This is a genomic window from Bradyrhizobium sp. CSA207 (genome assembly GCF_029051685.1).
GTDB lineage: Bacteria > Pseudomonadota > Alphaproteobacteria > Rhizobiales > Xanthobacteraceae > Bradyrhizobium.
Genome location: NZ_JAACFT010000019.1, coordinates 45,192 through 70,225, shown reverse-complemented (window position 1 = coordinate 70,225; position 25,034 = coordinate 45,192). Strand labels below are relative to the sequence as shown.

Here is a 25,034-nt window from a genome sequence, read left to right as displayed (position 1 = left end):
ACGCCTATGCAGGCTTGAGCAGGACGTGCTTCTTCCTGCCGAACGACAGCTTGATCACGCCTTCCGGCGTGAGGCTTGCCGGCGTCAGGGTCATCTTCTCGTCGGCGACGGAGTCGTCGTTGACGCGCAGACCGCCGCCCTTGATCTGGCGTCGCGCCTCGCCGTTGGAGGCGACGAGGCCCGCTCTGACGAAGGCGTTGAGCACGCCGACGCCGGCGTCCAGCTCGCCGCGCGGAATTTCGACGGTCGGCAGGCTCTGGGCGAGGGAGCCTTCCTCGAACGTGCGGCGCGCGGTTTCGGCCGCTTCATTGGCGGCGTCGCGGCCGTGCAGCAGCGCGGTCGCCTCGGTGGCGAGCACCTTCTTGGCCTCGTTGATCTCCGAGCCCGCGAGCGCCTCGAGCTTCCTGATCTCGCTCATCGGCAGTGTCGTGAACAGTTTCAGGAATTTGCCGACGTCGGCATCCTCGGTGTTGCGCCAGTACTGCCAGAAATCATACGGCGAGAACTGATCGGCGTTGAGCCAGACCGCGCCCTGCGCGGTCTTGCCCATCTTGGCGCCGGAGGCGGTCGTGAGTAGCGGCGTCGTCAGCGCGAACAGTTGGTGGGTGCCCATGCGGCGGCCGAGATCGACGCCCATGATGATGTTGCCCCACTGGTCCGAGCCGCCCATCTGCAACTGGCAGCCGGTGCGCCTCGCAAGCTCGACGAAGTCGTAGGCCTGGCAGACCATGTAGTTGAACTCGATGAAGCTCATCTCCTGCTCGCGCTCGAGGCGCAGCCGCACGGAGTCCATGGTGAGCATTCGGTTGACCGAGAAGTGCCGGCCGACGTCGCGCAGCATCTCGATATAGTTGAGTTTGGTCAGCCATTCGGCATTGTCGAGCATGATGGCGTCGCTCTTGCCATCGCCATAGCGCAGCACCTTGGTGAACACGCCGCGGATCGAGGCCTTGTTCGCCTCGATCTCGGCGACGGTGCGGATCGCGCGCGTCTCGTCCTTGCCGGAGGGATCGCCGACCATGGTGGTACCGCCGCCCATCAGCGTAATCGGCTTGTTGCCGGACTGCTGGAGCCAGTGCAGCAGCATCATGGTCAGATAGTTGCCGATATGCAGCGAGGGAGCGGTGCAATCGTAGCCGACATAGGCGGTCGCCTCGCCCTTGGCGGCAAGCGCATCCAGCCCCTCGAAATCGGAGCACTGGTGGATGAATCCACGTTCCCTGAGGGTATTGAGGAAATCCGATTTGAATGCAGTCATTTGTCGGCCAGCCTGACAATTCTTGGTTTACTGTTTTGGGAGCAATTTAAGGGTCTTACATCGGAACCTGATTGCAGCCCGCCACTTGGCGCTGTGGCATTATAAGATGTGTCCCTCTGGCACAAGATCGGCATGCCAGAGCGGTCTATTGAGGACGCTGACCCAAGATGATGTTGACGGCACTCGGTTTGATGAGCGGCACCTCGCTTGACGGGGTGGACGTCGCGCTGATCGAAACCGACGGAAAGCAGGTGAAGGCGTTCGGGCCGACCGGCTACAGGCCCTACAGCCCGGCCGAGCGCAATCTCCTGCGCCAGGCGCTTGGCGAGGCCGTGAACCTGCCGCAGCGCGATGCCCGGCCGGGAATTCTGGCCGAGGCCGAGCGCGCGGTGACGCTGGCGCATGCGGAGGCGGTGGCCGCGTTCGTTGCCCAGCACCGGATGAAGCCGGAGGACATCGACATCGTCGGCTTTCACGGCCAGACCGTGCTGCACCGCCCCGAGCGGCGGCTGACCGTGCAGATCGGCGATGCGCCGGCGCTTGCGAAGGCGATCCATATCCCCGTGATGCACGATTTCCGCGCCGCCGACGTCGAGGCGGGCGGTCAGGGCGCGCCGTTCGTGCCGGTTTACCACCGGGCGCTGGTCCATTCGCTGGAGCGCGAAGGGCCGATCGTGGTGGTCAATATCGGCGGCGTCTCCAACATCACCTATATCGACGGCAACGACACGCTGATCGCCTGCGATACCGGGCCCGGCAACGCGCTGCTCGACGATTTCATGTACCGCACCATGAACCAACCGTTCGACGCGGAAGGTAAATTCGCAGCGCTCGGCAAGGTCGACGAAGCCTGGATCGCGCGGGCACTGGGGCTGCCGTTCTTCGCAGCGCCGCCACCGAAATCGCTCGACCGCAACGATTTTGCCGCGCTCAGGCTTGGCGAAGTGCAGCCGGCCGACGGCGCCGCGACGCTCACCGCGTTCACCGCAGCCGCGATCGCCCGCATCATCCCGCTGCTGCCGCGGCGGCCGCGAAGCTGGATCGTCTGCGGCGGCGGCGCGCGCAACCTCACCATGCTGCGCATGCTGCGTGAGCAGGTGGGCTCGGCGACCGTGGAGGCCGCCGAATTGCTCGGCTGGGCCTCCGATGCGATCGAGGCGCAGGCTTTCGGCTTTCTCGCCGCCCGCGGCCTGAAGGGTCTGCCGCTGTCTTATCCGGCCACCACGGGCGTGCCGATGCCGATGACCGGTGGGGTGATGGCGCGGCCCTGAGGTCCAAGCCTTGAGATGAATGCCGGTTGATGCAAGTGCATTGAACTTGACAAGTACATGCAAATGCATCTATCTTGGCGCAGTTGTCTCCAACCGCCGGGATCGTTGCCATGACCGCCTCGCTCAAACTGATCAGCCACAAGCTTTGCCCGTACGTCCAGCGCGCGGTGATCGCACTCAACGAGAAGGGGGTGCCGTTCGAGCGGGTCGACATCGATCTGGCCAATAAGCCGGGTTGGTTCCTCAAGCTCTCGCCGCTTGGCAAGGTGCCGGCGCTGGTGGTTGCGACGGACAAGGGTGAGGTCGCCTTGTTCGAGAGCAATGTGATCTGCGAGTACATCGAGGACACGCAAGGAGGCGTCGCGTTGCATCCGGTGGACGCGCTGACGCGCGCCGAACATCGTGCGTGGATGGAGTTTGGCTCGGCGACCCTCGGTGACCTCTGGGGGCTGGAGACCACAACCGATCCGGCGATCTTTGAGAGCAAACGCCAAGCCGTGGCGGCAAAATTCGCGCGTGTCGAGGCCGCGCTCAGCGCAGGCCCATTCTTCGCCGGCGATGCGTTCAGCCTGGTCGACGCCGTGTTTGCGCCGATCTTCCGATATTTCGACGTGTTCGATGAACTGACCGAGCTCGGCATCTTCAGGGATCTGCCGAAGGTGCAGGCGTGGCGAGCCGAGCTTGCGAAGCGTCCGAGCGTGCGCAACGCCGTCGGCGCAGACTATCCGCAATTGCTGCGCGCGTTCCTGGCGCGTCACGATGCGCACTTGTTGAAACTCGCGGCCTGAACGTACGCCGATGTCGCCGGCTGTGGCGTGGTTCATGCTGCTCGTCGCAGGCATCCTCGACGTCGGCTGGGCGATCTCGATGAAATATGCGGAAGGTTATACGCGGCCCGGCTGGAGCATCACTTCGCTCATGCTGCTTGCCGCTTTTGTCTTCCTGCTCGGGCGGGCGCTAAAGGTGCTCGAGGTCGGCGTCGCCTATTCGGTCTGGACCGGCATCGGCGCCGCCGGCACCTTCGTGATGGGCGTCGTGCTGTTCGGCGAGGCGCTAAGCGCGACGAAGATTGCAGGCATCGCGCTCGTATTGATGGGGATCGTCGCGCTCAAGCTGGCCTAGGGCTCAGAGCTCGGCCGCCATCTTCGCCAGTGTTGCGATCGTGTTCATGTTGCGCGCCGTGCCGGTCTTGGCGGCGGGTATGACCAGCTTCGACCTCCCAATGCCGTCGCCATAGTGCACGTAGATCTCGCGGCGGCCGAGGCGGACCTCCTCGTTGTTCTGACCGCGGATGCCGGCCAACGCGTCTGCAGGCGGCGCAGTGTCGAGAAAGATCGCGACGGTGCGGTTGGGCGCAGCCTTCGGAAAAGGATTTTCGGCCAAGATTTGTGCCATTTCGGCTGCGCTGCGTACGAGCACGCCGAGCGGCGCGCCGGCATAGGTGTGCAGGCGCTTTTCGAGCGCTGTTTTAATTGCTGCTTCGGACTTGCGGCTGGTGAAGACAACATTGCCGCTGGCGATGTAGGTACGCACGGCGGCGAAGCCGAGCTCCTCGCACATCGCCTTGAGCTCGCCCATCGGCAGCTTGCCGGTGCCGCCGACATTGACGGCACGCAGCAAGGCTACGAACGCGCCCATGAGCGGCCTCAGCGCACGTTGGCGAGCCGCATGTCGAGATAGGCGGTGATGGTTTCCATCAACGGCTCGAGCTTGGCGTCGAAGAAGTGATTGGCGCCGGGGATGACCTGCTGGTCGATTACGATGCCCTTCTGTGTCTTCAGCTTCTCGACCAGCGTGTTGACGTCCTTGGGCGGCACTACCGCATCCTTCTCGCCATGCACAATCAGTCCGGAGGACGGGCAGGGCGCAAGGAACGAGAAGTCGTAGAGGTTGGCTGGCGGCGCGATCGAAATGAAGCCCTCGACCTCGGGGCGGCGCATCAGCAGCTGCATGCCGATCCAGGCGCCGAAGGAGAAGCCGGCGACCCAGCAGGCGCGCGCTTCGGGATTGATGGTCTGTGCCCAGTCGAGCGCGGCAGCGGCATCCGACAATTCACCGGTGCCATGGTCGAACGAGCCCTGGCTGCGGCCGACGCCACGGAAGTTGAAACGGAGCACGGAGAAACCGCGATGCGCGAAGGCGTAGTAGCACTGGTACACGATCTGATGGTTCATCGTGCCGTGGAACTGCGGGTGCGGATGCAGGATCATCGCGATGGGCGCGTTCTTCTGCTTGGCCGGATGGTAGCGGCCTTCGAGACGGCCAGCAGGGCCGGTGAAAATGACTTCGGGCATGGATGATCTCTTGATTGATTCCTTGAAGACGGTCCTCAGCAACCAATCGATTGTGCGGATTTCATCGGCAGATGTGCCGACTAAACCGCGAATGGAAGGGTGGAGCGGCGCCCTCGGATGATGCGCGAGCGGCGCGCGGTGAACTGACGCGCGCGTTCTAACATGAGGCGTGGGTCAAAAAGCAAGCATCTTCGGCATCTCTCAATGACCTCAAGAACTTAGCTGGTCGTGGCGATGTCATGAGCGGCGCGGCGCGCGTGCTCCTGCCGCTGTCATGCGGATCAGGAGCAACGGTGAAGGCCGCCGTTGAGTTCATGTGATTCGGTCAAGTAATTGGAATCACGTGGGTTTATCGTCCGTCGGACGATCCCCGGGCGACTCACGCGGATGCCGCGCGGCCCCAAGCGAGGCGACTGCCGGCCGGTAGCGGCGGCTGCCCCCAAGCGTCTGCCCGTTATCGAAGGTGAGCTCGAAATCCCCCGATGGCTTGAGGTCGACGCTGCTCACCCGGTCGAGATTGGCAAGCTTTGTGCGGTGGACGCGAACGATGCCGAGGCGCGACAACTCGGTCTCGGCCATCGCGAGCGTGCCGCGGATCAGGTGCTGGGTACCGTCAGCGAGACTGTATTCGATATAGTTGCCGGCGGAGGCGACCCACAGGATATCGCGGGGCGCGACGCGAATGCGGCTCGTGCCGTCTCTGAGCCAGATCAGATCGGGACGCAGGGATTGTTGCGGGCCGGCTGGCGCAGGCGGGATGGCCGTTGCAGCCCTTTTCAGCTCGCGCCGGCTTTCGAGCAGCCAGAGCGTGCTGCCAATCAGGAAAACGGCCACGCTGTCCTTGCGAAATTCGTACAGGGTGGTCGCAAGCGAGAAATGGAAATCGTAGGCGCTTCCGGCAAGCCAGAGCGCGAGCTTCCGGATCCAGACCATGCCGGTGATGTGGAGGGCCGAGAAGCCGAGCAGGGCGGCGGCGCCGATCCCGACCCGCATGAGGCCCGAGGCGCGGCGCATGCGCCGCACGGCGAGCATGAGGATCGGCACCAGCAGCAGGATGACGGCGATGCTCGAGAGCTCCCAGAAAAGCCGCCGGCCGATGTCGGAACTGTCGCCGCGCCAGGCGGCATCCTGCGCTCCGGAGAGTGCATTCACGATTCCGATCGCGAGCGAGACCGCGGCGATCGCGACAAACATCGTCCAGTCGCTGCCGCTGGTCCCCGAAGCCCCGCCGCTCGTCCCCGCGCGCGGCACTTCATCCCTTGGCTCCTGGTCCTGATCCCAAACCGGCTCGACGCGCTCGGTTTGTGAGGCATTTTCAGTGTCAGCCATGGCCGAAGAACCGTGTTTGGCGTCCCCTCAAGGAGCAGAAAACCATGTCAACACCACAGCAATTCTCGACCTCGGAACGGCGCATCGATCTGGATTGGGTACGGATTTTAGCCTTCGGGCTTCTGATCTTCTATCACGTCGGCATGCTCTATGTGTCCTGGGGATTTCACATCAAGAGCGTGCACCGGCTGAGCTGGCTCGAGCCCCTGATGCTGGTCATCAATCCCTGGCGGCTGTCGCTGTTGTTCCTGGTTTCCGGCGTCGCCACCCGCTTCATGCTGGGCAAGTACAACCTCGGTGCCTTCGTCGGCGCGCGCTCTGCACGGCTCCTGATCCCACTGATCTTTGGCATGTTCGTGATCGTGCCGCCGCAGTCCTACCTCCAGATCGTTGAGAGCCTCGGTTATCCCGCTGGCTTCGCCGATTTCTACCTCCGGCATTATCTGGCGTTCGGCGCGCAATTCTGCCCGAACCCCTGCATCGTGCTGCCGACCTGGAACCATCTCTGGTTCGTGGTCTATCTGTGGGTCTACACCGTCGCGCTGGTCGGCGTGCTCTGGCTGTGGCCGGTGCTGGCCGATCGGCTCGGTGCGAGACTGGCTTTCGTGCTCACCGGACCCGGGCTGCTGGTCCTGCCGTGCCTTTTGTTTGCGGCCTGGCGCCTGTTCCTGTTCCCGGCCTTCCCGTCGACGCACGCGCTGTTCGGCGACTGGTACAACCATGCGGACCATGCGACGGCGTTCCTGATTGGCTTCCTGCTGGCGAAAGAAGGCCGCATCTGGCGCGACATCGAACGTCAGCGGTGGATTGCGCTCGCCGTCGCCACAAGCCTGTTCGTCGTGTTCATTCTGCTTCGTGCCGGCCTGTTCGAGCCGTCGTCGATGCTGAGGTGGTTCGCGAGCTTGGCGTATGGTTGTTATCAATGGCTGGCGATGGCCGCTGTGCTGGGCTTTGCGCGGCGCCACTTCACCGCCGAAGGCGCCGTGCGCCGCTACCTGACAGACGCGATCTTTCCCTATTACATCGTGCACCAGACCGCGATCATCGTGATCGCGCACGCACTAAAGGGCAGCGGTTTGTGGGCCGGAAGCGAGGCCTTCGTCGTCATTGCCGGCACCGCGCTTACCTGCGTGGTCACCTATGAGGTGGTACGGCGGATCGCCTGGCTGCGGCCGCTGTTCGGTTTGCGGATGGAGCGGCGCCGCTCGGCCGCGATCGCGCAGCAGCAGCCGGCCTGATGCGAACCGGCTTCCGATTGGCGCAAGGACAAAAGGTGCTAAGAGGGCGGCATGCCGACCCGCGTTTATCTCGATTGGAACGCGACCACGCCGCTGCGCTCCGAGGCGCGGGCGGCGATGGTCGCCGCCTTCGATCTCATCGGAAACCCGTCCTCGGTCCATGCCGAGGGGCGGGAGGCCCGGCGCCTGGTCGAAGAGGCCCGCGCGGCGCTTGCGAGCGCCGTCGGAGCCTTGCCGCGGAACGTTGTCTTCACCTCGGCCGGGACCGAGGCCAATGCGCTGGCGCTCTCGCCTCGGCTCAAAGGGCCGTCCGGCGGCCCGGTGCAGCGGCTCCTGGTGTCGGCGGTCGAGCATCCCTCGGTGCTGGCTGGACGGCGGTTCCCGGCCGATGCGGTCGGGCAGATCCGGGCGACGCGGTCAGGCGTGGTCGATCTCGGACATCTGAAGGAACTGCTCGGCGGCGGCCCGCCAGCGCTGGTTTCCGTCATGGCGGCCAACAACGAGACCGGCGCGCTTCAGCCCATCGCCGAGGCCGCACGGATCGTTCACGAGGCTGGAGGCCTCCTGCACGTCGATGCGATCCAGGCGCTTGGAAAAATACCATTCAATATCAAAGCTATAGACGCGGACCTTGCAACCTTTTCTGCGCATAAGATCGGCGGTCCCAAGGGGGTCGGCGCGCTGGTCGTGGCTGAGGGGCTTACCGGCTTGGAACCGGCGCTGCGCGGCGGCGGGCAGGAGCTCGGTCGGCGGGCAGGGACCGAGAATGTCGCTGGTATTGCCGGCTTTGGTGCAGCGGTGAAAGCGGCGCTTGTGGCTCTGCCAGAGGATGCGGAGCGGATGACAACCCTCAGAGATCGTTTGGAAAATGATCTGCGGGCGATTGCCGGGGCGACGATCTTCTCGCAGGATGTTGCGCGGTTGCCGAATACCACGCTGTTCACGGCACTCGGCTTGAAGGCTGAGACCGCCGTCATTGGCTTCGACCTCGAAGGGGTCGCGGTGTCCTCAGGCTCGGCCTGTTCCTCCGGGAAGGTGCAGCCGTCGCACGTGCTCTCGGCCATGGGGTTCGATCCCGCCACCGCCCAGGGAGCGGTGCGCCTCAGTCTGGGCTGGTCCACGGGACCAGCGGACATCAATAGGGCGTTAGAGGCTTGGCGAAAGCTCGGGAATACCCTACTTAAGGGCTAAGCGACGAAACACGCCTTGAACGGTTCTAAGCGCGTGCTTCGCGCCAAGAAACATCGTAATAGTCGTCCAAGTTTGATGATCCACCGCGGTCCTTGAAACCGCGAGCGGAGGATGGAATGCCAGCCGTACAAGAGACGGTCGAGCGCGTGAAGCGCATCGACGTCGACCAATATCGTTATGGGTTTGAGACCCTGATCGAGTCCGACAAGGCCCCCAAGGGACTGTCGGAAGAGACCGTCAAGTTCATCTCCGAGAAGAAGAACGAGCCCGCCTGGATGCTGCAGTGGCGGCTCGAAGCCTATCGGCGCTGGCTGACCATGACCGAGCCGACCTGGGCGCGCGTCGACTATCCCAAGATCGACTTCCAGGACCTGTATTATTACGCAGCGCCGAAGCCGAAGAAGACGATCACCTCGCTCGACGAGATCGATCCGGAGATTCTCAAGACCTACGAGAAGCTCGGCATTCCCTTGCGCGAAGTCGCCATGCTCGAAGGCGTCGAGCCGAAGGTAGGCGAGGAAGATCCGGCCCGGCGCAAGATCGCGGTCGATGCTGTCTTCGATTCGGTCTCGGTTGCCACCACCTTCAAGGCGGAGCTGAAGAAGGCCGGCGTGATCTTCATGCCGATTTCGGAGGCGATCCGCGAGCACCCCGAGCTGGTGCAGAAATATCTCGGCTCCGTGGTGCCGACGTCGGACAATTTCTACGCGACGCTGAACTCGGCGGTGTTCTCCGACGGCTCGTTCGTTTACGTGCCGCCGGGCGTGCGCTGCCCGATGGAGCTGTCGACCTATTTCCGCATCAACGAGCGCAACACCGGTCAGTTCGAGCGCACGCTGATCATCGCCGACAAGGGCTCCTACGTCTCCTATCTCGAAGGCTGCACCGCGCCGCAGCGCGACGAGAACCAGTTGCATGCCGCCGTGGTCGAACTCGTCGCGCATGACGATGCCGAAATCAAATATTCGACGGTGCAGAACTGGTATCCCGGCAATTCGGAAGGCAAGGGCGGCATCTACAATTTCGTCACCAAGCGTGGCGACTGCCGCGGCAACCATTCGAAGATTTCCTGGACCCAGGTCGAGACCGGCTCCGCCATCACCTGGAAGTACCCGAGCTGCATCCTGCGCGGCGACAATTCCCGCGGCGAGTTCTACTCGATCGCGATCTCCAACGGCTATCAGCAGGTCGATAGCGGCACCAAGATGATCCATCTCGGCAAGAACACGTCGAGCCGGATCATCTCCAAGGGCATCGCCGCCGGCACGTCGCAGAACACCTATCGCGGTCTCGTCACCGCGCATCGCAAGGCGACCGGCGCGCGCAACTTCACCGCCTGCGATTCGCTGCTGATCGGCGACAAATGCGGCGCGCACACCGTGCCGTACATCGAGGCCAAGAACTCGTCGGCGACGTTCGAGCACGAGGCGACGACCTCGAAGATCTCCGAGGACGTGCTGTTCTACTGCGTCCAGCGCGGGCTTTCCCAGGAGGAAGCCGTCGGCCTCGTTGTCAATGGCTTCGTCAAGGACGTGCTCCAGCAGCTCCCGATGGAGTTTGCGGTGGAAGCGCAGAAGCTGATCTCGATCTCGCTGGAAGGATCGGTCGGTTAGCTCCGGCCTCATCCTGAGGAGGCCGCAAAGCGGCCGTCTCGAAGGATGGCATCCGAAAGATTGTTGGCCTCATCCTTCGAGACGCGCCTTCAGCGCCCCTCAGGACGAGGGGATAGATGGAACAGAACAATGGCTTTGCTTGAAGTGAAAGACCTGAAGGTGCGTGTCGAGGAGCGTGAGATCCTCCACGGGCTGACGCTGACCGTGAACGAGGGCGAGGTGCATGCCATCATGGGGCCGAACGGCTCCGGCAAGTCGACGCTCTCGCACGTCATCGCCGGCAAGCCCGGCTATGAAGTCACGGACGGCCAGATCCTGTTCAAAGGAGAGGACCTCCTGGAGATGGACCCGGATGAGCGCGCCGCCAAGGGCGTGTTCCTGGCGTTCCAGTATCCGGTCGAGATCCCCGGTGTTGCCACCATGACGTTCCTGCGCACGGCGCTGAACGCACAGCGCAAGGCGCGCGGCGAGAGCGAATATTCGACGCCGGACTTCCTCAGGAAGGTCCGCGAGGTCTCGAAGGCGCTGAACATCCCGCAAGACATGCTCAAGCGCGGCGTCAATGTCGGCTTCTCCGGCGGCGAGAAGAAGCGCAATGAGGTGCTGCAGATGGCGCTGTTCGAGCCGAGCCTGTGCATCCTCGACGAGATGGATTCCGGCCTCGACATCGACGCGCTGCGCATCGCGGCCGATGGCGTCAATGCGCTGCGCTCGCCCAAGCGCGCGATGGTCGTCATCACCCATTATCAGCGGCTGCTTAACTACATCGTGCCTGATTTCGTGCACGTGATGTCGCGTGGTCGCGTCGTGAAGAGCGGCGACAAGGAACTGGCGCTTGAGCTGGAAGCGTCCGGCTACACCCAGTTCGAGGACGCTGCGTAAGGAATTTTGCAATGAACGTTGCTGTGGCAAAGACCGGAAAGGGCCGCGCGGTGAGCGATCTCTTCACCAGCGCCGAAGGCCGGCTGCCGGGTTCGCCCGCGGTGATCGCGGCCCGCCGCGAGGCGTTCGAGACCTATGAGCGTCTCGGCCTGCCGCACCGCCGGATCGAGGAATGGAAATACACCGATCTGCGTGCGCTGGTCGGCGAGGTGCTGCCGCTGGCGGCAGCGCCCGATGCCGCGGCGTTGGCGAGCGCGGCCGACGCCGTGAAGGCGCATGCGGTCGCCGGCGCGCGCAAACTGGTGCTGGTCGATGGCGTGTTCGCGGCCGGTCTGTCCGACGTGAAGGCGCTCGCCTCCGAGGTGGGCTTCAAAACTCTGCGAGAGACATTGGAGAAAGACGCCGGTCTCCTGAAGACTGCGGCGGTCGATGCCGTGATCTCCCTCAACGCGGCCATGGCAAGCGATGGTGTCGTGCTGTCGATTGCGGATGGCGCTCAGCTGTCTGCGCCGATCCAGATCATTCATGTCGCGACTACTGATTCGGCCTCGGCCTTCACCCGCTCGCAGGTCGCGATCGGGAAGGGTGCCCGCGCCACCATCATCGAGAGCTTTGTCGCTGGCGCCAAGGCCTACCAGGTCAATGATGCCGTCATCGTCTCGATTGGCGACGACGCCGACGTCGCGCATATCCGCCTGCTGGACGATGCGCCTGACGCGGTGAACATCACCTCGCAATTCGTCACCGTCGGCGCCAACACCAAGGTCAACTTCTTCAACATGACCAGCGGCGCTGCGGTCAGTCGGCTCCAAGGCTTCATCATGTTTGCAGGCGAGGGCAGCGAACTCTCGATCAATGGCGTCAACCTGTTGCAGAAGACCGAGCATGGCGACACCACGCTGGTGGTCGATCACGCCGTGCCGAATTGCGTCAGCCGCGAGATCTTCCGCGCCGTGGTCGACGATCGGGCTCATTCGGTATTCCAGGGCCGCATCATCGTCCGTCCCGACGCGCAGAAGACCGACGGCAAGATGATGACCCGCGCGCTGCTGCTCTCCGATGAAGCCGAAGCCGACAACAAGCCCGAGCTTGAGATCTTTGCCGACGACGTCTCCTGCGGCCACGGCGCCACCGCCGGCGCGCTCGACGATAACCTGCTGTTCTACCTGAAGGCACGCGGTCTGCCGGAGAAGCAGGCCCAGGCGCTGCTGATCCAGGCCTTCGTCGGCGAGGCGATCGAGCAGATCGCCGATGATAATCTGCGCGAGCACGTGATCGGCATCGCCGAGCGCTGGCTGGAGCGGCGGTCATGAGCACGCATCCTGCAGTCAAGAACGGAGCCTATGACGTCGCGCGCGTGCGCCAGGACTTTCCGGCGCTCGCCATGAAGGTCTACGGCAAGCCGCTGGTCTATCTGGATAACGCTGCCTCCGCGCAGAAGCCGCAGTCCGTGCTCGATCGCATGACGCAGGCTTATGTATCCGAATACGCCAACGTGCATCGCGGCCTGCACTACCTCGCCAATGCCGCGACGGAGGCCTACGAGGGCGCGCGGGCAAAAGTCGCGCAGTTCGTCAATGCGAGCCGCACCGAGGAGATCATCTTCACCCGCAACGTCACCGAGGCGATCAACCTCGTGGCGTCGTCCTGGGGCGAGCCGAACATCAAGCAGGGCGATGAGATCGTCCTCTCGATCATGGAGCATCATTCCAACATCGTGCCCTGGCATTTCCTCAGGGAACGCCACGGCGCAGTGATCAAATGGGCGCCCGTGGATGACGAAGGCAACTTCCTGATCGACGAGTTCGAGAAGCTGCTGACGCCGAAGACCAAGCTGGTCGCCATCACGCAGATGTCGAACGCGCTCGGGACGTTCGTTCCGATCAAGGAGGTCGTGCGGCTGGCTCACGACCGCGGCATTCCGGTGTTGGTCGACGGTGCGCAAGGCGCGGTGCACCTGCCCATCGACGTGCAGGACCTCGACTGCGATTTCTACGCGTTCACCGGTCACAAGGTTTATGGTCCGACCGGCATCGGCGCGCTCTATGCCAAGCACGAGCACCTCGTCGCGATGCGGCCTTTCAACGGCGGCGGCGAGATGATCCGCGAGGTCGCGAAGGATTGGGTCACCTATGGCGACCCGCCGCACAAGTTCGAGGCAGGCACTCCGCCGATCGTCGAGGCCGTCGGCCTCGGCGCGGCCATCGACTACGTCAACTCGATCGGCAAGGAGCGCATCGCCGCGCACGAGCACGACCTCGTCACCTACGCCCAGGAGAAGCTGCGGGAAATCAACTCGCTGCGGCTGATCGGCACGGCGCGGGGCAAGGGCCCGGTGATCTCGTTCGAGCTCAAGGGCGCGCATGCCCACGACGTCGCCACCGTGATCGACCGCCAGGGCATCGCGGTGCGCGCCGGCACCCATTGCGTGATGCCGCTTTTAGAGCGGTTCAACGTAACCGCCACATGCCGGGCGTCGTTCGGCATGTATAATACGCGGGAAGAAGTCGATCATCTGGTTCAGGCGCTTTTGAAGGCGCGGGATATGTTCGCATGAGTGATACGGCCGAAATCAAAGCCAATCCGATGGAAACCCAGTCGGCGCTGCCGCCGGAGGAGACCGAGCGTCTCACCACCGAGATCATTGCCGGACTGAAGACCGTGTTCGACCCGGAAATTCCGGCCGACATCTACGAGCTCGGCCTGATCTACAAGGTCGAGATCAAGGACGACCGCTCCGTCGACGTGCAGATGACGCTAACGACGCCGAACTGCCCGGCCGCCGGCGAGCTGCCGACCATGGTCGAGAACGCGGTTGCCAGCGTCCCCGGTGTCGGCGTGGTCGACGTCAAGGTCGTCTGGGAACCGGCCTGGACGCCCGAACGCATGAGCGACGAGGCCCGCCTCGTGCTTAACATGTGGTAAGTGCGGCGAAACGCGCGTTGGCATTGAACTTGCTGGATTGAAATCGCATCCGAACGGACCACATAACAGACATGACCCAGGTATCATCAGCTCCAGTCAAGCCGAAGCGGCCCCGCCCGCAGGTGATGCGGCTGACGGACGCTGCCGCGCAGCGAATTACCGAGCTGACCCAGCGCGCCGATTCCGAGATCGTGGGCCTGCGCGTCGGCGTGAAGAACGGCGGCTGCGCCGGGCAATCCTACACGGTCGAATACGCCCATGACGTCCGCCCGACCGACGAGGTCGTCGAGGACAAGGGCGTCAAGATCCTGGTCGATCCCAAGGCCGTGCTGTTCCTGCTCGGCACCGAGATGGACTACAAGGCCGACAAGATGCAGGCCCAGTTCGTCTTCAACAACCCCAACCAGATCTCCGCCTGCGGCTGCGGCGAGTCGGTCGAACTGCGGCCGGCGAAGATCGACGGGTAGTTCTCCCCGTCATTGCGAGGAGCTCGCGACAAAATTGCGGAGCAATTTTGCGCGGATGCGACGAAGCAATCCAGGCTGTCTCTGCGGCGGCAGTCTGGATTGCTTCGCTTCGCTCGCAATGACGGCGGTGGTATGAAGGCTCGCCTGCTCGCTCCGGGAAGCCCCTCATGGACCGCGAATTCCTGATCGACCTCTTCGCCGATTTCGGCCCCGTCACCATCCGAAAAATGTTTTCCGGCTACGGCATCTCCGCCGACGGCATCAACTTCGCGCTCGCCTTGCGCGCCGGCCTGTTCTTCCGCGCCGACGAGCAGACCATCCCGGGCTATGAGGCCGAAGGCTCAAAGCCGTTCCAGTACCAGACCCGCGCCAAGACGGTCACGGTGAACTCGTACTGGCAATTGCCCGCGCGGCTGTTCGACGATTCCGAGGAGCTTGCGCAATGGGCGAGGGCGGCTCTCGCCGCCGCCGGGCGCGCCAAGGTGAAGAAGCGGCCCAAAGCGAAGAACACGGCGAAGAGTACGGCGAAGAAAGCAGTGAACAAGCCGACGAAGAAGGCCGCCAAGCCTGCGAAAGCGCCGAAGAAGGCCAGCACAAGCCCGCTTCGCAAGCCAGCCAAGCGGAGCGCTTGACCTCATCCTGAGGAGCGCGCTCTTGCGCGCGTCTCGAAGGATGGCCGCCGGTGAGAGCGGGGCCTGCATGGTTCGAGATGCCGCTTTGCGGCTCCTTACCATGAGGGTCGTGCGCTTGTGCAGGAAACGTCACGCCACCCGGTTGTGGGTCTCGATCGCGTATTCCGGATCGGCTTCGCAGATCACGCGGTTGCGGCCGTTGCGCTTGGCGGCGTAGAGGCAGGCATCCGCGCGTTCGATCAGCGCGTCGGTGTCGTCACCCTGCTTGAGCATGGAGACGCCGACGGAGATGGTGACGCGACCGAGGATCTCGCCGGTCGATTTCTTCTTCAATTCCTTCGCCATTACGGCGCGGCGGATGTGATCGGCGACCGTGAGGGCCTGGCGCAGCGCGGTGTTGGGCAGCAGGACGGCGAACTCCTCGCCGCCATAGCGCGCGGTGATGTCCTGGCCCTTGATGGTCTGTTTCATGGACAGTCCGACCAGGCGCAGCACCTGGTCGCCGGTGAGATGGCCATAGGAATCGTTGAACGACTTGAAGTGATCGATGTCGAACAGCAGCAGCGACAGCGGCTCGCCGCTTGCAAGCGCGCTCTGCACGGCCATGCCGATCATGCGGTCGAAATATTTGCGATTGCCCAGGCCCGTGAGTGGATCGGTCAGGCTCTCGGCCCGGATTGCCTCGAGGCTGTGCTGGAGATTGCTGATCTCGCTCTTCGATAGCGTCAGCCGGTCTTCCAGCGCCTTGTTGGTCTCGCGCATCTCGCTGGTCGAGCGCACCAGGCTCTCGACGACCGCCTTGATCTGCTCGCGGCTCTTGGCCGACGACAATTTTTCGGTCGCGCCCGACAGGTTGGCGTCGTAGGAGCCGGTCATGCCGAGCGCGTCGCTCAGCACCTTCATCACGTCGTCGATCTCGCCGATGACGCGCGCGCCCACCTTGTCGATGCGATCGGTGGTCTTGATGTGGGAGAGATAGGTCTCGTAGATCTGCTCGAGATCGGCTTCGGACAGCTTGCCGCTGCGCGCCAACGTCTCGTTGATGATCTTGTTGAGCGGGGCGTTGTAGCCGGTGGCGTAGACGTACCAGATTTCGTAATTGCGGGGGATTGCGGTTTGCCGGAGCGAGCGGATTTGACCGAGCGCCACTTCGGCGAACGCCATCGTGCGTTCGTGTTCATCGAGCACGTTGACCACTGAACATTCCCCACGGCGACCGGTGCGCCGCCGATCGCTGCAATACTTAAATTATGTTCGTAGGCTAACGGACGATCGTGAACGGCCGGTAAACGGCCGCTCGCTGGAGCGTTCAGGCGCCCGCCGGTGAGCGAACCGGCCGCAGCAGGAATGCCGGAAGATGCGAGTGATCGCCAGGCTCGGAATCGGCTTCGCGCTGGCGGCGCGGCTCGGGACGGCCGATCGACGGCACATGGGGCGGATTGGCCTGTTGGCGCGAGCCGCCGCGCGGCTCGGATGATGGCCGTGCTTCACGCGGCGGCCGTGCTTCGCGCGCGGGCCGTTCTTCGCGAGCAGGTCTTGCCTCGCGTGCGGGCCGCGCTTCGGCCGCAGGCCTTGTGTCGGCCGCAGGCCTGGCGTCGACCGAGGGTCTCGCCTCGGTGGGCTGCGGTGCCTCGCCACGCGGCTCGTGGCCGCGACGCGATTTGCCGCGTCCGCCGCGGGAGCGATCGCGTTCCCGCCCACGCGACTCGCGCGGACGCTCGCTCTGTTCGGACGTGCCGGCGTGTACCTCGAAGTCGCCTTCGGCGCGCGGAATGCTCTGGCCGATCAGCTTTTCGATCGCCACCATCGACTTCTGGTCGAGCGGCGTCACGAGCGAAATCGCCATGCCGCTACGGCCCGCGCGGCCGGTGCGGCCGACGCGGTGAACATAGTCGTCGGGATGGTGGGGGACGTCGAAATTGAAGACGTGGCTGACCGCAGGGATGTCGAGGCCGCGGGCGGCGACGTCGGAGGCCACCAACAGCGGTAGCTCGCCCTTCCGGAACTGTTCGAGCGCCGCCGTGCGGGCCGACTGGTCCATGTCGCCGTGCAGGGCGCCGACGCTGAAGCCGTGCTTCTGGAGCGATTTGTGAACGACGGCGACTTCGCGCTTGCGATTGCAGAAGATGATCGCGTTCTTGAGATCCTTGGCCTCGCGCAGCAGGCGTCGCAGCAATTCGCGCTTCTCATGCGCCTCGCGCCCGGCCGGGACCTGGCACTGCGTGACTGTGACGGCGGTGGTGGCGGGCTTGGAAACTTCCACCTTTTGCGGATTGTGCAGGAAGGTCTCGGTGATGCGCCGGATTTCCGGCGGCATGGTCGCGGTGAAGAACAGGGTCTGCCGCGTGAACGGGACGAGCTTGCAGACGCGCTCGATGTCGGGAATGAAGCCCATGTCCAGCATGCGGTCGGCTTCGTCGATGACGAGCAGTTCGACGCCGGTGAGCAGGAGACCGCCACGCTCGGTATGGTCGAGCAGACGGCCGGGGGTTGCGATCAGCACGTCGACGCCGCGCGTCAACTTGGCGTCCTGGTCACCGAACGAAACGCCGCCGATCAGGAGCGCAACGTTGAGCTTCTGGCCGGCGCCGTAGCGGTCGAAGTTCTCCTTGACCTGCGCCGCGAGCTCGCGGGTCGGCTCCAGGATCAGGGTTCGCGGCATGCGCGCGCGGGCGCGACCCTTTTCGAGAATGGTGAGCATCGGCAGCACGAAGGCTGCAGTCTTGCCGGTGCCTGTCTGGGCGATGCCGAGCACATCCTTGCGCGCGAGGACGTGGGGGATCGCCTGTTCCTGGATGGGGGTTGGGGTGGTGTAACCTGTGGCCGCCACTGCGGCGAGGACTTTTTCGGATAGTCCGAGATGGGTAAAAGACATTGAGCCTCTGGTCGAAACCGCCGTTCGGAATCGAGGGTAATAAGGCTGTCGCGTTCCACCCCAAAACGGCGCGCTCTCAAAGAAGCTGGGGGTGCTGACTCACGCGAACAAAGCGCCAGGCTCAGGAATCGCTCTTCGATCTGAGCCGCGTCGTCCCGGAACATAGGCGGGAATCGGCCAAAGTCAATGGAGCAACCGCGGGAAGGCCCGAAAAGCCCTGAGGTTTTTGCTCAAATAATGGGTTCGGCTTGGCTTTTCTGGCTGGCCGACCGCCGGGCCCGGGGCGCCGCTAATCCGCTTCGGCCGCCTGGGCCCGGAAATCGCCGGGGGCCATGCCGTAGGCGATGCTCGCGGCCTCACCGAGCGCGGAAAGCAGGCACCGAGCAGGGGCGCCAGGGCGTGGTCGTTAAATATCTTGGGTGCGCGCTCGCCAATGCGCTTGTCGTGCGAGGACAGGCCGCTTACGCGGATCTTCGGGATTCGCCCGCCGCCACGGCCGGTTGAACCGCTACTATGTCTGGACCGACTATGACAACAGCGGCCGAAGCTTGCCAATGAGTTCGAGGGCGCCGGCAAGGAGGCCGCTCTGCAATGGGATTTTTTCGATGACGCGCCGGCTTTTCGGAATTCTGGCGGCCCTTGGCCTCGCGGCGGGCCTGAGCGGTTTCGCGGCTCCCGCCTATGCCGAAAAGCGCGTCGCGCTTGTCGTCGGCAACAACGACTACAAGAATGTTCCAAAGCTGCTCAAGGCCGTCAACGATGCCCGCACGATGGGCGACACGCTGAAGCAGCTCGGCTTCTCGGTGATGGTCGCGGAGAATCAGAACCGTCAGCAATTCTCCGAAGCGCTGCTCGCCTTCGACAAGGCAATCGAGCCCGGTGATACCGCTTTCTTCTTCTATGCCGGCCACGGCTTCGAGATCGCCGGACAAAACTATCTGCTGCCGACCGACGTGCCGGCAGCGACCGAAGGCCAGGAAGAGCTGGTGCGCGATGCGTCCGTGTTGGCCGACCGTATCGTCGAGCGGCTCCAGAACAAGAAGGCACGGACCTCGATCCTGGTGTTCGACGCCTGCCGCAACAACCCGTTCGAGCGCAGGGGCACCCGCGCGGTAGCCGGCGGCGGCGGGCTTGCGCCGATGGTGCAGCTGCCCGAAGGCGTGTTCTCGGTGTTCTCGGCCGGTCCCCGCCAGACCGCGCTCGATCGCCTCTCCAATGACGACGCCGATCCCAATTCGGTCTTCACGCGCACCTTCGCCAAGGAGCTGTTGCAGCCCGGCGAGAACCTGGTGCAGGTGGCACAGCGCACCCGTCGTCTCGTCAGCGAGATGGCCGACACGGTCAAGCACAGGCAGGTGCCGGTCTATTTCGACCAGATGGTCGACGACGTCTTCCTCAGCGGCATCGCGAAGGACGCTGCGGCACGCCCGGCCGATCCGCCGCCGCAGAAGGTCGCGGCGCTGCCACCGGTCTCGGTGCCGCGCGTGCCGAAGGAGGAGACCACCAATGCGCCGATCGCGAGCTTCTCGCGCCACAATGGCGGCTGGAGTGTGGTGTTCTCCTTCGCCGACCCAACGCTTGGAATTTCCTGGCGCATGGCGGGCAATGGTGATTTCCGCGAGACCGGCTTCATCGATACGCTCGATCCACGGACGCGCAAGCGGATGCCGAACCCGTCGATCGAACTGCCGCCGGACGCTGCGGCCGGCACGATCGAGATTCGCTATGTCGATCAATCCGGCGACATGCAGGGCCCGTTCCCGATCAAGTTCGATCCCGAGGCCGCGCTGGTCCGCGACCAGCGCAAGATCCTCGACATGACCGCGACGAGCTGGCTGTCGTTCCGCGAGTTCAACGGGCTGCTGGTCTACTACACGCACCTGGTATCGTATCGCTGCGCCATCCGCGAAGTGCGCATCGGCATCGATACCGCCGTTCCCAACCAGGTGCTGAAGATGCCGGGTTGCGACATGCGCGACCCCAGTGCGATCAGCGCGGGAATGCCGCTCTACATGAAGCTTGCACCGGCAACGCAGTTCATCTCGGTGGAGCTGACCTATCGCGACGGCAGCGTGTCGGAGATCAAGAGTTTCCGCACCGCGAACCGCAGCAACAATTAAGCGGCACCACGTCCCCGACCGTCATTGCCCGGCTTGACCGGGCGATCCAGTAATCCGAGACTTATCGCGATAAAAACGTTGGGGCGCGGCGTACTGGATGCCCCGCCTGCGCGGGGCACGACGGCCGGTGGATCAAATTGGGCCTATGCGCCTCGTCGGCTGCAGCTACAATTCTCGCAGGGAATCGACGTTGCCAGTGAGAGCCGGAATATGAACACAACGCTGGAACGACAGCCTGCGACCTCCCTCAAAGTCCGGTGTTGCATTGTCGGCGGCGGACCCGCCGGGATGATGCTCGGTTATCTCCTGGGGCGCGCCGGCATCGATGTCGTGGTGCTGGAGAAGCATGCGGACTTCTTCCGCGACTTTCGCGGTGACACCGTGCATCCTTCGACCCTTCAGGTCATGGATGAGCTCGGCCTGATCGACGGCTTCCTGAAGCTGCCGCATCAGCGCTTGCAGACGATGGACGGCCTGTTCGGCGGCACGCCGGTGCGCATCGCCGATCTCCGCCAGCTCCGCACGAAGTACCCGTTCATCGCCTTCATGCCGCAATGGGACTTTCTGAATTTCCTGCGCGAGGCCGGCCAGCGCTTCGCTTCGTTGAAGGTGATGATGAACACGGAGGCCGTCGATCTGATCCGCCGCGGCGAGAGCATCGCCGGCGTGCGCGCAAAGACGGCGGACGGCGACATCGACATCGAAGCCGATCTCACCATCGCCTGCGACGGCCGGCATTCGATCGTGCGCGAGCGCGCGGGCCTCGAGGTCGAGGAGATCGGTGCGCCGATGGACGTGCTGTGGTTCCGCGCCGGCCGCAACGCGGGCGAGACGGAAAACGTGTTCGCCGGTGTCGAGCGCGGCAAGATGATGATCAGCTTCGACCGCGGCGATTACTGGCAGTGCGCCTATGTCATCGCCAAGGGGCAATACGATGCGGTGAAGGCGAGGGGATTGCAGACGCTGCTCGACGATGTCGTGCGTATGGCGCCGATCCTCAAGAACGGCATTGCCGACGTGAACAGTTTTGACGACATCAAGCTTCTCACCGTCGCGATCAACCGCCTGACGCGCTGGACGCGGCCGGGTCTGCTCTGCATCGGCGATGCCGCGCATGCGATGTCGCCGGTCGGCGGCGTCGGCGTCAATCTTGCCGTGCAGGATGCGGTCGCGACCGCAAACCTGCTGGCGGACAAGATGCAGCAGCGTTGTCCGTCCGAGAATGAGCTCGATGCGGTGCGCCGCCGCCGCGAGTTTCCGGTGAAGATGACACAGTGGATGCAGGTCGTCGTGCAGAACAACATCATCAGCGGCGCCTTGCAGCCGGGCGATCGGCCGCTGAAGGTGCCGCTGATCGTGCGCCTGATCACCGCGCTGCCGTGGCTCCAGGGCATTCCGGCGCGCCTGCTCGCGCTCGGCGTGCGGCCCGAGCACGTGCATTCGAGAGCTGCGCCGTCATCGTCGCGCGCAGGAATTGGGTAGGGATAACGCCGCGTTAAATCGCGCTTTGCGCGTTGCGTTCGGGCAACAGCGCAGACGGATTCACGGCACTCTTTTCGCGAATCCGGCGTCTTAACTTTCTTGATTCAAATTTGAGTAAGAACTGTCTGTGAGCGTGCACCCATCGAGGACAAGGGGTGTACGATGCGTTCCAAGTTGATTGCTGCCTTCGCCTGCACGACCGCTCTGGTTTCGACCGGCGCTGCTTCCGCTGCCGATCTCGGCGCGCGGCCCTACACCAAGGCGCCGGCCTATATCGAGCCGCTGTTCAACTGGACCGGCTTCTATGTCGGCGGCCACATCGGCGGCGCCTGGACCAACGAGCAGTTCATCAACAATGGCAACGGCGGGGGCTTCGGCGACCTGCTGCCCGGGCAGGGCTATCGTCAGCGCGGCGCCGGCATCATGGGCGGCGCCCAGATCGGCTATAACTGGCAGGCCAACAATTACGTGTTCGGCATGGAAGGCACGATCTCCGGCCTCGACAACAAGGGTACCGTCGTGAACACGGCCTTCGGAGCCGCCGACGACATCTTCACCTGGCGTGCCAACGTGCTGGCGACGGTCGTCGGCCGTGCAGGCTTTGCCGTGCAGAACAACCTGTTCTACATCAAGGGCGGCTACGCCGGCGTGAACAATCGTCTGTCGGTGATCGACAACGTTGCGAACCCGACGACGGGCTCGGGCGGTCAGACCCACTGGGCCAACGGTTGGACCGTCGGCGCCGGCTGGGAATACGGCATCACCCGCAACTGGATCGTCGGCCTCGAATACAACTACGCGGCCTTCGGCAGCCAGACCTATCAGCTCGGCGGCGCCACGGCCAACTACTCCTTCGATGCCAAGCCGCGCGACATCCAGTGGGCCGTCGTGCGCGCCAGCTACAAGTTCGACGCGCCGGTCATCGGGCGCTACTGAGCACGTCAACGAACGATCGATCATCTAAAAAGAAAATCACCACCACCAATTCAAAAGCCCCGGCTTGGTCCGGGGCTTCTTTTTTGCGTGCAGCGCGAGGGCGTCTCAGGCCATCACCGAGAATCCGCCGTCGACGGGAATTGCAGTGCCGGTCACGAAGACCGATGCCGGCGAGGCGAGGAACACCGCGATGCCCGCGAAGTCGTCGATGTCGCCCCAGCGCCCTGCGGGCGTGCGCGCCAGCACACGCTCATGCAGCCCCGAGACCTGTTGCCGCGCGCCGCGGGTGAGATCGGTGTCGATCCAGCCGGGCAGGATGGCATTGACCTGGATGTTGTCCGGCGCCCAGGCGTTGGCGCAGGCGCGCGTGTACTGCACGATGCCGCCCTTGCTCGCCGCATAGGCGGTCGCGAAGCTCGCGCCGAAGATCGACATCATCGAGCCGATATTGATCACCTTGCCGTTGCCGGATGCCTTCAGCGCGGGATAGGCCGCCTTCGAGCACAGGAAGGCGCTGGTGAGGTTGGTTTCGATCACCTTGTTCCACTCGTCGAGCTCGAGCTCGTGCGGCGGCTTGCGGATGCTCATGCCGGCATTGTTGATGAGGATGTCGATGCGGCCGAGATCCTTGACGACGCGATCGACCATCGCGGCGACGGCGGCCTTGTCGGTCACGTCGGTGGTCACGGCGATCGCCTTCACACCGCGCTGCTTGAGATCTGCCACGGCGGCTGCGGACTTCGCTTCGTTGCGCCCGACCACGGCGAGGTCGGCGCCGGCGTCGGCGAGGCCGTGGGCCATGCCGAGCCCGATGCCGCCATTGCCTCCCGTTACGACCGCGACCTTGCCGCGGAGATCGAACCGGCTGGATGTCATGCTTTCTATTCCCTCGTTTCTTCTATTGGTTGCTCTGCCAGATTAGCACCAGCCCGAAGCCGGCCATGGCTGCGCCATAGCCCGCCCACTGCAGCTGGTTGACCATGAAGCTCGATCGTGGCCACGCAACGGTGCCCGTGCCCTGTCCGATCCAGAGCAGCCCGACGGCGAGAGCAAACAAGCCTGCGATCAGCAGAAATCTGCGCATGCATTCCTCCCATTGGTCCGCTTCTGTCGTGGCGCGCGGCGTGAAACGCCACAGCCGCGAAAGCTTGGGGCCAGACTAGCCGGCTTCAGCTCGGATACAATGGCTACGGATGCAGGGCGGCAGGGAGGCGCATGGTCCGCGCGCAGGGCCGTGGTGGCCGGGGTGCGGCGATCTTCACGCCAATCGAGCAATGATCGAAGGGTAGCCCGCAAGCGCATTCGGAGCGACGAAGACGAGCGTCAGCCGTTGAGGGCCCCACAACGAAAAAGCCCCGGACGATGCCGGGGCTTTGACGTCGATATCGGGATCAGATCAATACTTCGCGACCACCGGGCCAGCCCAGTTGAAGCGGTAGACCAGCGAGGTGCTGATGGTCTGGGTCCAGGGCTTGAAGGTGATCGCTTCGCCCGTAAGAGTGCCGGCGGCGCCGCCAAAGAGATTACCTGTAGCGAAAGTCGTCGGCAGCGAAATACGGTTGTAGAAGGTCGAGCGGTATTCGGTCTTCATGAACCAGCCTGGCGCGGAGATGCCGAAAATGCTCAGGTTGTTCTCGACGCCGCCGCCAATGAACCAGCCATCACGACGGAAAGAACCTGTGGTGGTTTGCGCACCGGTGGGAGCAAACGCCGGTCCGGCAAGGAAGGTTTGCGTGGTGCCGGACCACTCCGAACCGGAGTAACCGGCATTCACGTAGGAGAGGACATTGGGGGCAACCAAATAGCCCACCCGCGCACCGGCGGCGTAGCTGGTGCGAAGCTTTTCGCGACCTTCCGTACCCAAGGCGGTGTCGCTGAGCGAGCCGCGGATGTCACCGAACTGGCCGTCGGCGAAAGCGCCGATGACCCAAGTGGGGTTGATCTGCCAGTCATAGCCGATACCGACCGTTCCGAACCAGCCGCTGCCGCCCAGGCGCTGATCGCGGGTGAGAGAGGTGCCAGCGGGACCAAAGCCGCCGAAGGGTGCGGTCACAACACCAGTGCTGTTCACGTTGCTGTCGGCATTCCACAAGCCGCCGCCGCCGCCGCCGAAGATGTAGAAGCCGGTCCAGTTCGCGACGGGCGCCGGCATCGGGGCCTTCACGTAGGGGCGGGCCCCAAGGTCGGCCGCCGAGGCCGAACCGGTCATTGCCGCAACCGCGGTCAGAGCGAGCAAAATCTTCTTCATGTTAAAATCCCCAACCCTTGGTCTGTCCGGCAGGCGCGAGCGCACTGAAGTTCGTTTCATCTGATGCCCTGACTATAGACGTTTCCCGCCGGAATGCTGTTGCCCGGCAGGCACAGTCGCCGGAAAACGCCTGCCGGAAGGGATTCGTGCCGCTGTCGCCAGAGTCGAGAAAACCAACATGATTTCAGTATGTTGCGTGGAGCGCTTGGTTTCAATCTCCGGTAGCTTCTCGTCAGGAAGACGGCTTTGTTCGAAATGGAGGCAATCCTGCCT

Annotated in this window: 24 protein-coding genes; 15 read left to right on the top strand and 9 right to left on the bottom strand. The window is 63.9% G+C overall.

All coding sequences use genetic code 11. From position 1 onward, the window contains the following. Positions 1-4 precede the first annotated feature (4 nt). Complete coding sequence (gene tyrS / locus GWG65_RS22000) at positions 5-1,258, bottom strand: tyrosine--tRNA ligase (RefSeq protein WP_275197668.1); 1,254 nt, start codon at positions 1,256-1,258, stop codon at positions 5-7. A 167-nt stretch (positions 1,259-1,425) separates the two neighbouring features. On the opposite strand from tyrS, the gene GWG65_RS21995 reads away from it, so the two are divergent. The 3 genes from GWG65_RS21995 to GWG65_RS21985 all read left to right on the top strand — a co-directional run bounded on the left by GWG65_RS21995 (position 1,426) and on the right by GWG65_RS21985 (position 3,651). After that, complete coding sequence (locus GWG65_RS21995) at positions 1,426-2,529, top strand: anhydro-N-acetylmuramic acid kinase (protein WP_275197667.1); 1,104 nt, start codon at positions 1,426-1,428, stop codon at positions 2,527-2,529. Positions 2,530-2,639: 110 nt separating this feature from the next. After that, positions 2,640-3,317 (top strand): glutathione S-transferase family protein, encoded by a 678-nt coding sequence (locus tag GWG65_RS21990; protein ID WP_275197666.1) that lies wholly within the window; start codon positions 2,640-2,642, stop codon positions 3,315-3,317. Positions 3,318-3,327: 10 nt separating this feature from the next. Further along, on the top strand, positions 3,328-3,651 hold the full coding sequence (locus tag GWG65_RS21985) for a multidrug efflux SMR transporter (RefSeq protein ID WP_275197665.1): 324 nt from the start codon (positions 3,328-3,330) through the stop codon (positions 3,649-3,651). A gap of 3 nt (positions 3,652-3,654) precedes the next feature. On the opposite strand, the gene GWG65_RS21980 is transcribed toward GWG65_RS21985, so the two are convergent. The 3 genes from GWG65_RS21980 to GWG65_RS21970 form a co-directional block, all read right to left on the bottom strand. Beyond that, positions 3,655-4,167 carry a DUF1697 domain-containing protein gene (locus tag GWG65_RS21980; protein WP_275197664.1) on the bottom strand — a complete coding sequence of 171 codons (513 nt, stop codon included), beginning with the start codon at positions 4,165-4,167 and terminating at the stop codon, positions 3,655-3,657. Positions 4,168-4,175: 8 nt separating this feature from the next. After that, a complete protein-coding gene (locus tag GWG65_RS21975; protein WP_014495555.1) occupies positions 4,176-4,823 on the bottom strand; it encodes an alpha/beta hydrolase in 648 nt (215 codons plus the stop codon). A gap of 339 nt (positions 4,824-5,162) precedes the next feature. Then, the gene (locus GWG65_RS21970) at positions 5,163-6,074 is read right to left on the bottom strand and encodes a LytTR family DNA-binding domain-containing protein (RefSeq protein WP_275197663.1); all 912 of its coding nucleotides are present in this window, start codon (positions 6,072-6,074) and stop codon (positions 5,163-5,165) included. Positions 6,075-6,196: 122 nt separating this feature from the next. On the opposite strand from GWG65_RS21970, the gene GWG65_RS21965 reads away from it, so the two are divergent. The 9 genes from GWG65_RS21965 to GWG65_RS21925 all read left to right on the top strand — a co-directional run bounded on the left by GWG65_RS21965 (position 6,197) and on the right by GWG65_RS21925 (position 15,100). After that, positions 6,197-7,390, top strand: a complete 1,194-nt coding sequence (locus GWG65_RS21965) for an acyltransferase family protein (protein ID WP_275197662.1) — start codon at positions 6,197-6,199, stop codon at positions 7,388-7,390. A 51-nt stretch (positions 7,391-7,441) separates the two neighbouring features. Continuing rightward, positions 7,442-8,581, top strand: a complete 1,140-nt coding sequence (locus GWG65_RS21960; protein WP_275197661.1) for a cysteine desulfurase family protein — start codon at positions 7,442-7,444, stop codon at positions 8,579-8,581. A gap of 116 nt (positions 8,582-8,697) precedes the next feature. Next, on the top strand, positions 8,698-10,194 hold the full coding sequence (sufB, locus tag GWG65_RS21955; protein ID WP_275197660.1) for a Fe-S cluster assembly protein SufB: 1,497 nt from the start codon (positions 8,698-8,700) through the stop codon (positions 10,192-10,194). 129 nt (positions 10,195-10,323) lie between these two features. Beyond that, entirely contained in the window at positions 10,324-11,076 is a 753-nt protein-coding gene (gene sufC / locus GWG65_RS21950; RefSeq protein ID WP_275197659.1) for a Fe-S cluster assembly ATPase SufC, read from the top strand. Positions 11,077-11,087: 11 nt separating this feature from the next. Beyond that, the gene (sufD, locus tag GWG65_RS21945) at positions 11,088-12,389 is read left to right on the top strand and encodes a Fe-S cluster assembly protein SufD (protein WP_275197658.1); all 1,302 of its coding nucleotides are present in this window, start codon (positions 11,088-11,090) and stop codon (positions 12,387-12,389) included. Next, positions 12,386-13,633 (top strand): cysteine desulfurase, encoded by a 1,248-nt coding sequence (locus tag GWG65_RS21940; protein WP_275197657.1) that lies wholly within the window; start codon positions 12,386-12,388, stop codon positions 13,631-13,633. Before sufD ends, GWG65_RS21940 begins: the two co-directional genes overlap by 4 nt. Then, the gene (locus GWG65_RS21935; protein ID WP_007591551.1) at positions 13,630-14,001 is read left to right on the top strand and encodes an SUF system Fe-S cluster assembly protein; all 372 of its coding nucleotides are present in this window, start codon (positions 13,630-13,632) and stop codon (positions 13,999-14,001) included. Before GWG65_RS21940 ends, GWG65_RS21935 begins: the two co-directional genes overlap by 4 nt. Before the next feature lie 125 nt (positions 14,002-14,126). After that, positions 14,127-14,468, top strand: a complete 342-nt coding sequence (locus GWG65_RS21930; RefSeq protein ID WP_038970205.1) for an iron-sulfur cluster assembly accessory protein — start codon at positions 14,127-14,129, stop codon at positions 14,466-14,468. A 167-nt stretch (positions 14,469-14,635) separates the two neighbouring features. Next, positions 14,636-15,100 carry a TfoX/Sxy family protein gene (locus tag GWG65_RS21925; protein ID WP_275197656.1) on the top strand — a complete coding sequence of 155 codons (465 nt, stop codon included), beginning with the start codon at positions 14,636-14,638 and terminating at the stop codon, positions 15,098-15,100. A 129-nt stretch (positions 15,101-15,229) separates the two neighbouring features. On the opposite strand, the gene GWG65_RS21920 is transcribed toward GWG65_RS21925, so the two are convergent. Together GWG65_RS21920 and GWG65_RS21915 are read right to left on the bottom strand one after the other, a co-directional pair. Further along, on the bottom strand, positions 15,230-16,297 hold the full coding sequence (locus tag GWG65_RS21920; RefSeq protein ID WP_275197655.1) for a GGDEF domain-containing protein: 1,068 nt from the start codon (positions 16,295-16,297) through the stop codon (positions 15,230-15,232). A 112-nt stretch (positions 16,298-16,409) separates the two neighbouring features. Continuing rightward, on the bottom strand, positions 16,410-17,975 hold the full coding sequence (locus GWG65_RS21915; protein WP_275197654.1) for a DEAD/DEAH box helicase: 1,566 nt from the start codon (positions 17,973-17,975) through the stop codon (positions 16,410-16,412). 605 nt (positions 17,976-18,580) lie between these two features. Here GWG65_RS21915 and GWG65_RS21910 point away from each other — a divergent pair. The 3 genes from GWG65_RS21910 (at position 18,581) to GWG65_RS21900 (ending at position 22,513) form a co-directional block, all read left to right on the top strand. Then, positions 18,581-20,095: a caspase family protein gene (locus tag GWG65_RS21910; protein ID WP_275197653.1), complete on the top strand. Its 1,515-nt coding sequence runs from the start codon at positions 18,581-18,583 to the stop codon at positions 20,093-20,095. Positions 20,096-20,305: 210 nt separating this feature from the next. After that, the gene (locus GWG65_RS21905; RefSeq protein WP_275197652.1) at positions 20,306-21,577 is read left to right on the top strand and encodes an FAD-dependent oxidoreductase; all 1,272 of its coding nucleotides are present in this window, start codon (positions 20,306-20,308) and stop codon (positions 21,575-21,577) included. Between the two features lie 162 nt (positions 21,578-21,739). Next, on the top strand, positions 21,740-22,513 hold the full coding sequence (locus GWG65_RS21900; RefSeq protein ID WP_275197651.1) for an outer membrane beta-barrel protein: 774 nt from the start codon (positions 21,740-21,742) through the stop codon (positions 22,511-22,513). A gap of 105 nt (positions 22,514-22,618) precedes the next feature. On the opposite strand, the gene GWG65_RS21895 is transcribed toward GWG65_RS21900, so the two are convergent. The 3 genes from GWG65_RS21895 to GWG65_RS21885 form a co-directional block, all read right to left on the bottom strand. After that, positions 22,619-23,389, bottom strand: a complete 771-nt coding sequence (locus GWG65_RS21895; protein WP_275197650.1) for a glucose 1-dehydrogenase — start codon at positions 23,387-23,389, stop codon at positions 22,619-22,621. 22 nt (positions 23,390-23,411) lie between these two features. Continuing rightward, positions 23,412-23,597, bottom strand: a complete 186-nt coding sequence (locus tag GWG65_RS21890; protein ID WP_007609848.1) for a hypothetical protein — start codon at positions 23,595-23,597, stop codon at positions 23,412-23,414. Positions 23,598-23,909: 312 nt separating this feature from the next. Continuing rightward, positions 23,910-24,761 (bottom strand): porin family protein, encoded by an 852-nt coding sequence (locus tag GWG65_RS21885; protein WP_275197649.1) that lies wholly within the window; start codon positions 24,759-24,761, stop codon positions 23,910-23,912. Positions 24,762-25,034: the final 273 nt, after the last annotated feature.

Excerpts from the sequence above, each read along its gene's own strand:
- GWG65_RS21965 (WP_275197662.1), top strand. The coding sequence starts at position 6,197 with ATGTCAACACCACAGCAATTCTCGACCTCGGAACGGCGCATCGATCTG.
- GWG65_RS21890 (WP_007609848.1), bottom strand. The coding sequence starts at position 23,597 with ATGCGCAGATTTCTGCTGATCGCAGGCTTGTTTGCTCTCGCCGTCGGG.
- GWG65_RS21925 (WP_275197656.1), top strand. The coding sequence starts at position 14,636 with ATGGACCGCGAATTCCTGATCGACCTCTTCGCCGATTTCGGCCCCGTC.
- sufC (WP_275197659.1), top strand. The coding sequence starts at position 10,324 with ATGGCTTTGCTTGAAGTGAAAGACCTGAAGGTGCGTGTCGAGGAGCGT.
- GWG65_RS21915 (WP_275197654.1), bottom strand. The coding sequence starts at position 17,975 with ATGTCTTTTACCCATCTCGGACTATCCGAAAAAGTCCTCGCCGCAGTG.
- GWG65_RS21885 (WP_275197649.1), bottom strand. The coding sequence starts at position 24,761 with ATGAAGAAGATTTTGCTCGCTCTGACCGCGGTTGCGGCAATGACCGGT.
- GWG65_RS21905 (WP_275197652.1), top strand. The coding sequence starts at position 20,306 with ATGAACACAACGCTGGAACGACAGCCTGCGACCTCCCTCAAAGTCCGG.
- GWG65_RS21975 (WP_014495555.1), bottom strand. The coding sequence starts at position 4,823 with ATGCCCGAAGTCATTTTCACCGGCCCTGCTGGCCGTCTCGAAGGCCGC.
- sufD (WP_275197658.1), top strand. The coding sequence starts at position 11,088 with ATGAACGTTGCTGTGGCAAAGACCGGAAAGGGCCGCGCGGTGAGCGAT.
- GWG65_RS21995 (WP_275197667.1), top strand. The coding sequence starts at position 1,426 with ATGATGTTGACGGCACTCGGTTTGATGAGCGGCACCTCGCTTGACGGG.
- GWG65_RS21900 (WP_275197651.1), top strand. The coding sequence starts at position 21,740 with ATGCGTTCCAAGTTGATTGCTGCCTTCGCCTGCACGACCGCTCTGGTT.
- GWG65_RS21895 (WP_275197650.1), bottom strand. The coding sequence starts at position 23,389 with ATGACATCCAGCCGGTTCGATCTCCGCGGCAAGGTCGCGGTCGTAACG.
- GWG65_RS21930 (WP_038970205.1), top strand. The coding sequence starts at position 14,127 with ATGCGGCTGACGGACGCTGCCGCGCAGCGAATTACCGAGCTGACCCAG.
- GWG65_RS21985 (WP_275197665.1), top strand. The coding sequence starts at position 3,328 with ATGTCGCCGGCTGTGGCGTGGTTCATGCTGCTCGTCGCAGGCATCCTC.
- GWG65_RS21980 (WP_275197664.1), bottom strand. The coding sequence starts at position 4,167 with ATGGGCGCGTTCGTAGCCTTGCTGCGTGCCGTCAATGTCGGCGGCACC.
- GWG65_RS21910 (WP_275197653.1), top strand. The coding sequence starts at position 18,581 with ATGACGCGCCGGCTTTTCGGAATTCTGGCGGCCCTTGGCCTCGCGGCG.
- tyrS (WP_275197668.1), bottom strand. The coding sequence starts at position 1,258 with ATGACTGCATTCAAATCGGATTTCCTCAATACCCTCAGGGAACGTGGA.
- sufB (WP_275197660.1), top strand. The coding sequence starts at position 8,698 with ATGCCAGCCGTACAAGAGACGGTCGAGCGCGTGAAGCGCATCGACGTC.
- GWG65_RS21990 (WP_275197666.1), top strand. The coding sequence starts at position 2,640 with ATGACCGCCTCGCTCAAACTGATCAGCCACAAGCTTTGCCCGTACGTC.
- GWG65_RS21960 (WP_275197661.1), top strand. The coding sequence starts at position 7,442 with ATGCCGACCCGCGTTTATCTCGATTGGAACGCGACCACGCCGCTGCGC.
- GWG65_RS21935 (WP_007591551.1), top strand. The coding sequence starts at position 13,630 with ATGAGTGATACGGCCGAAATCAAAGCCAATCCGATGGAAACCCAGTCG.
- GWG65_RS21940 (WP_275197657.1), top strand. The coding sequence starts at position 12,386 with ATGAGCACGCATCCTGCAGTCAAGAACGGAGCCTATGACGTCGCGCGC.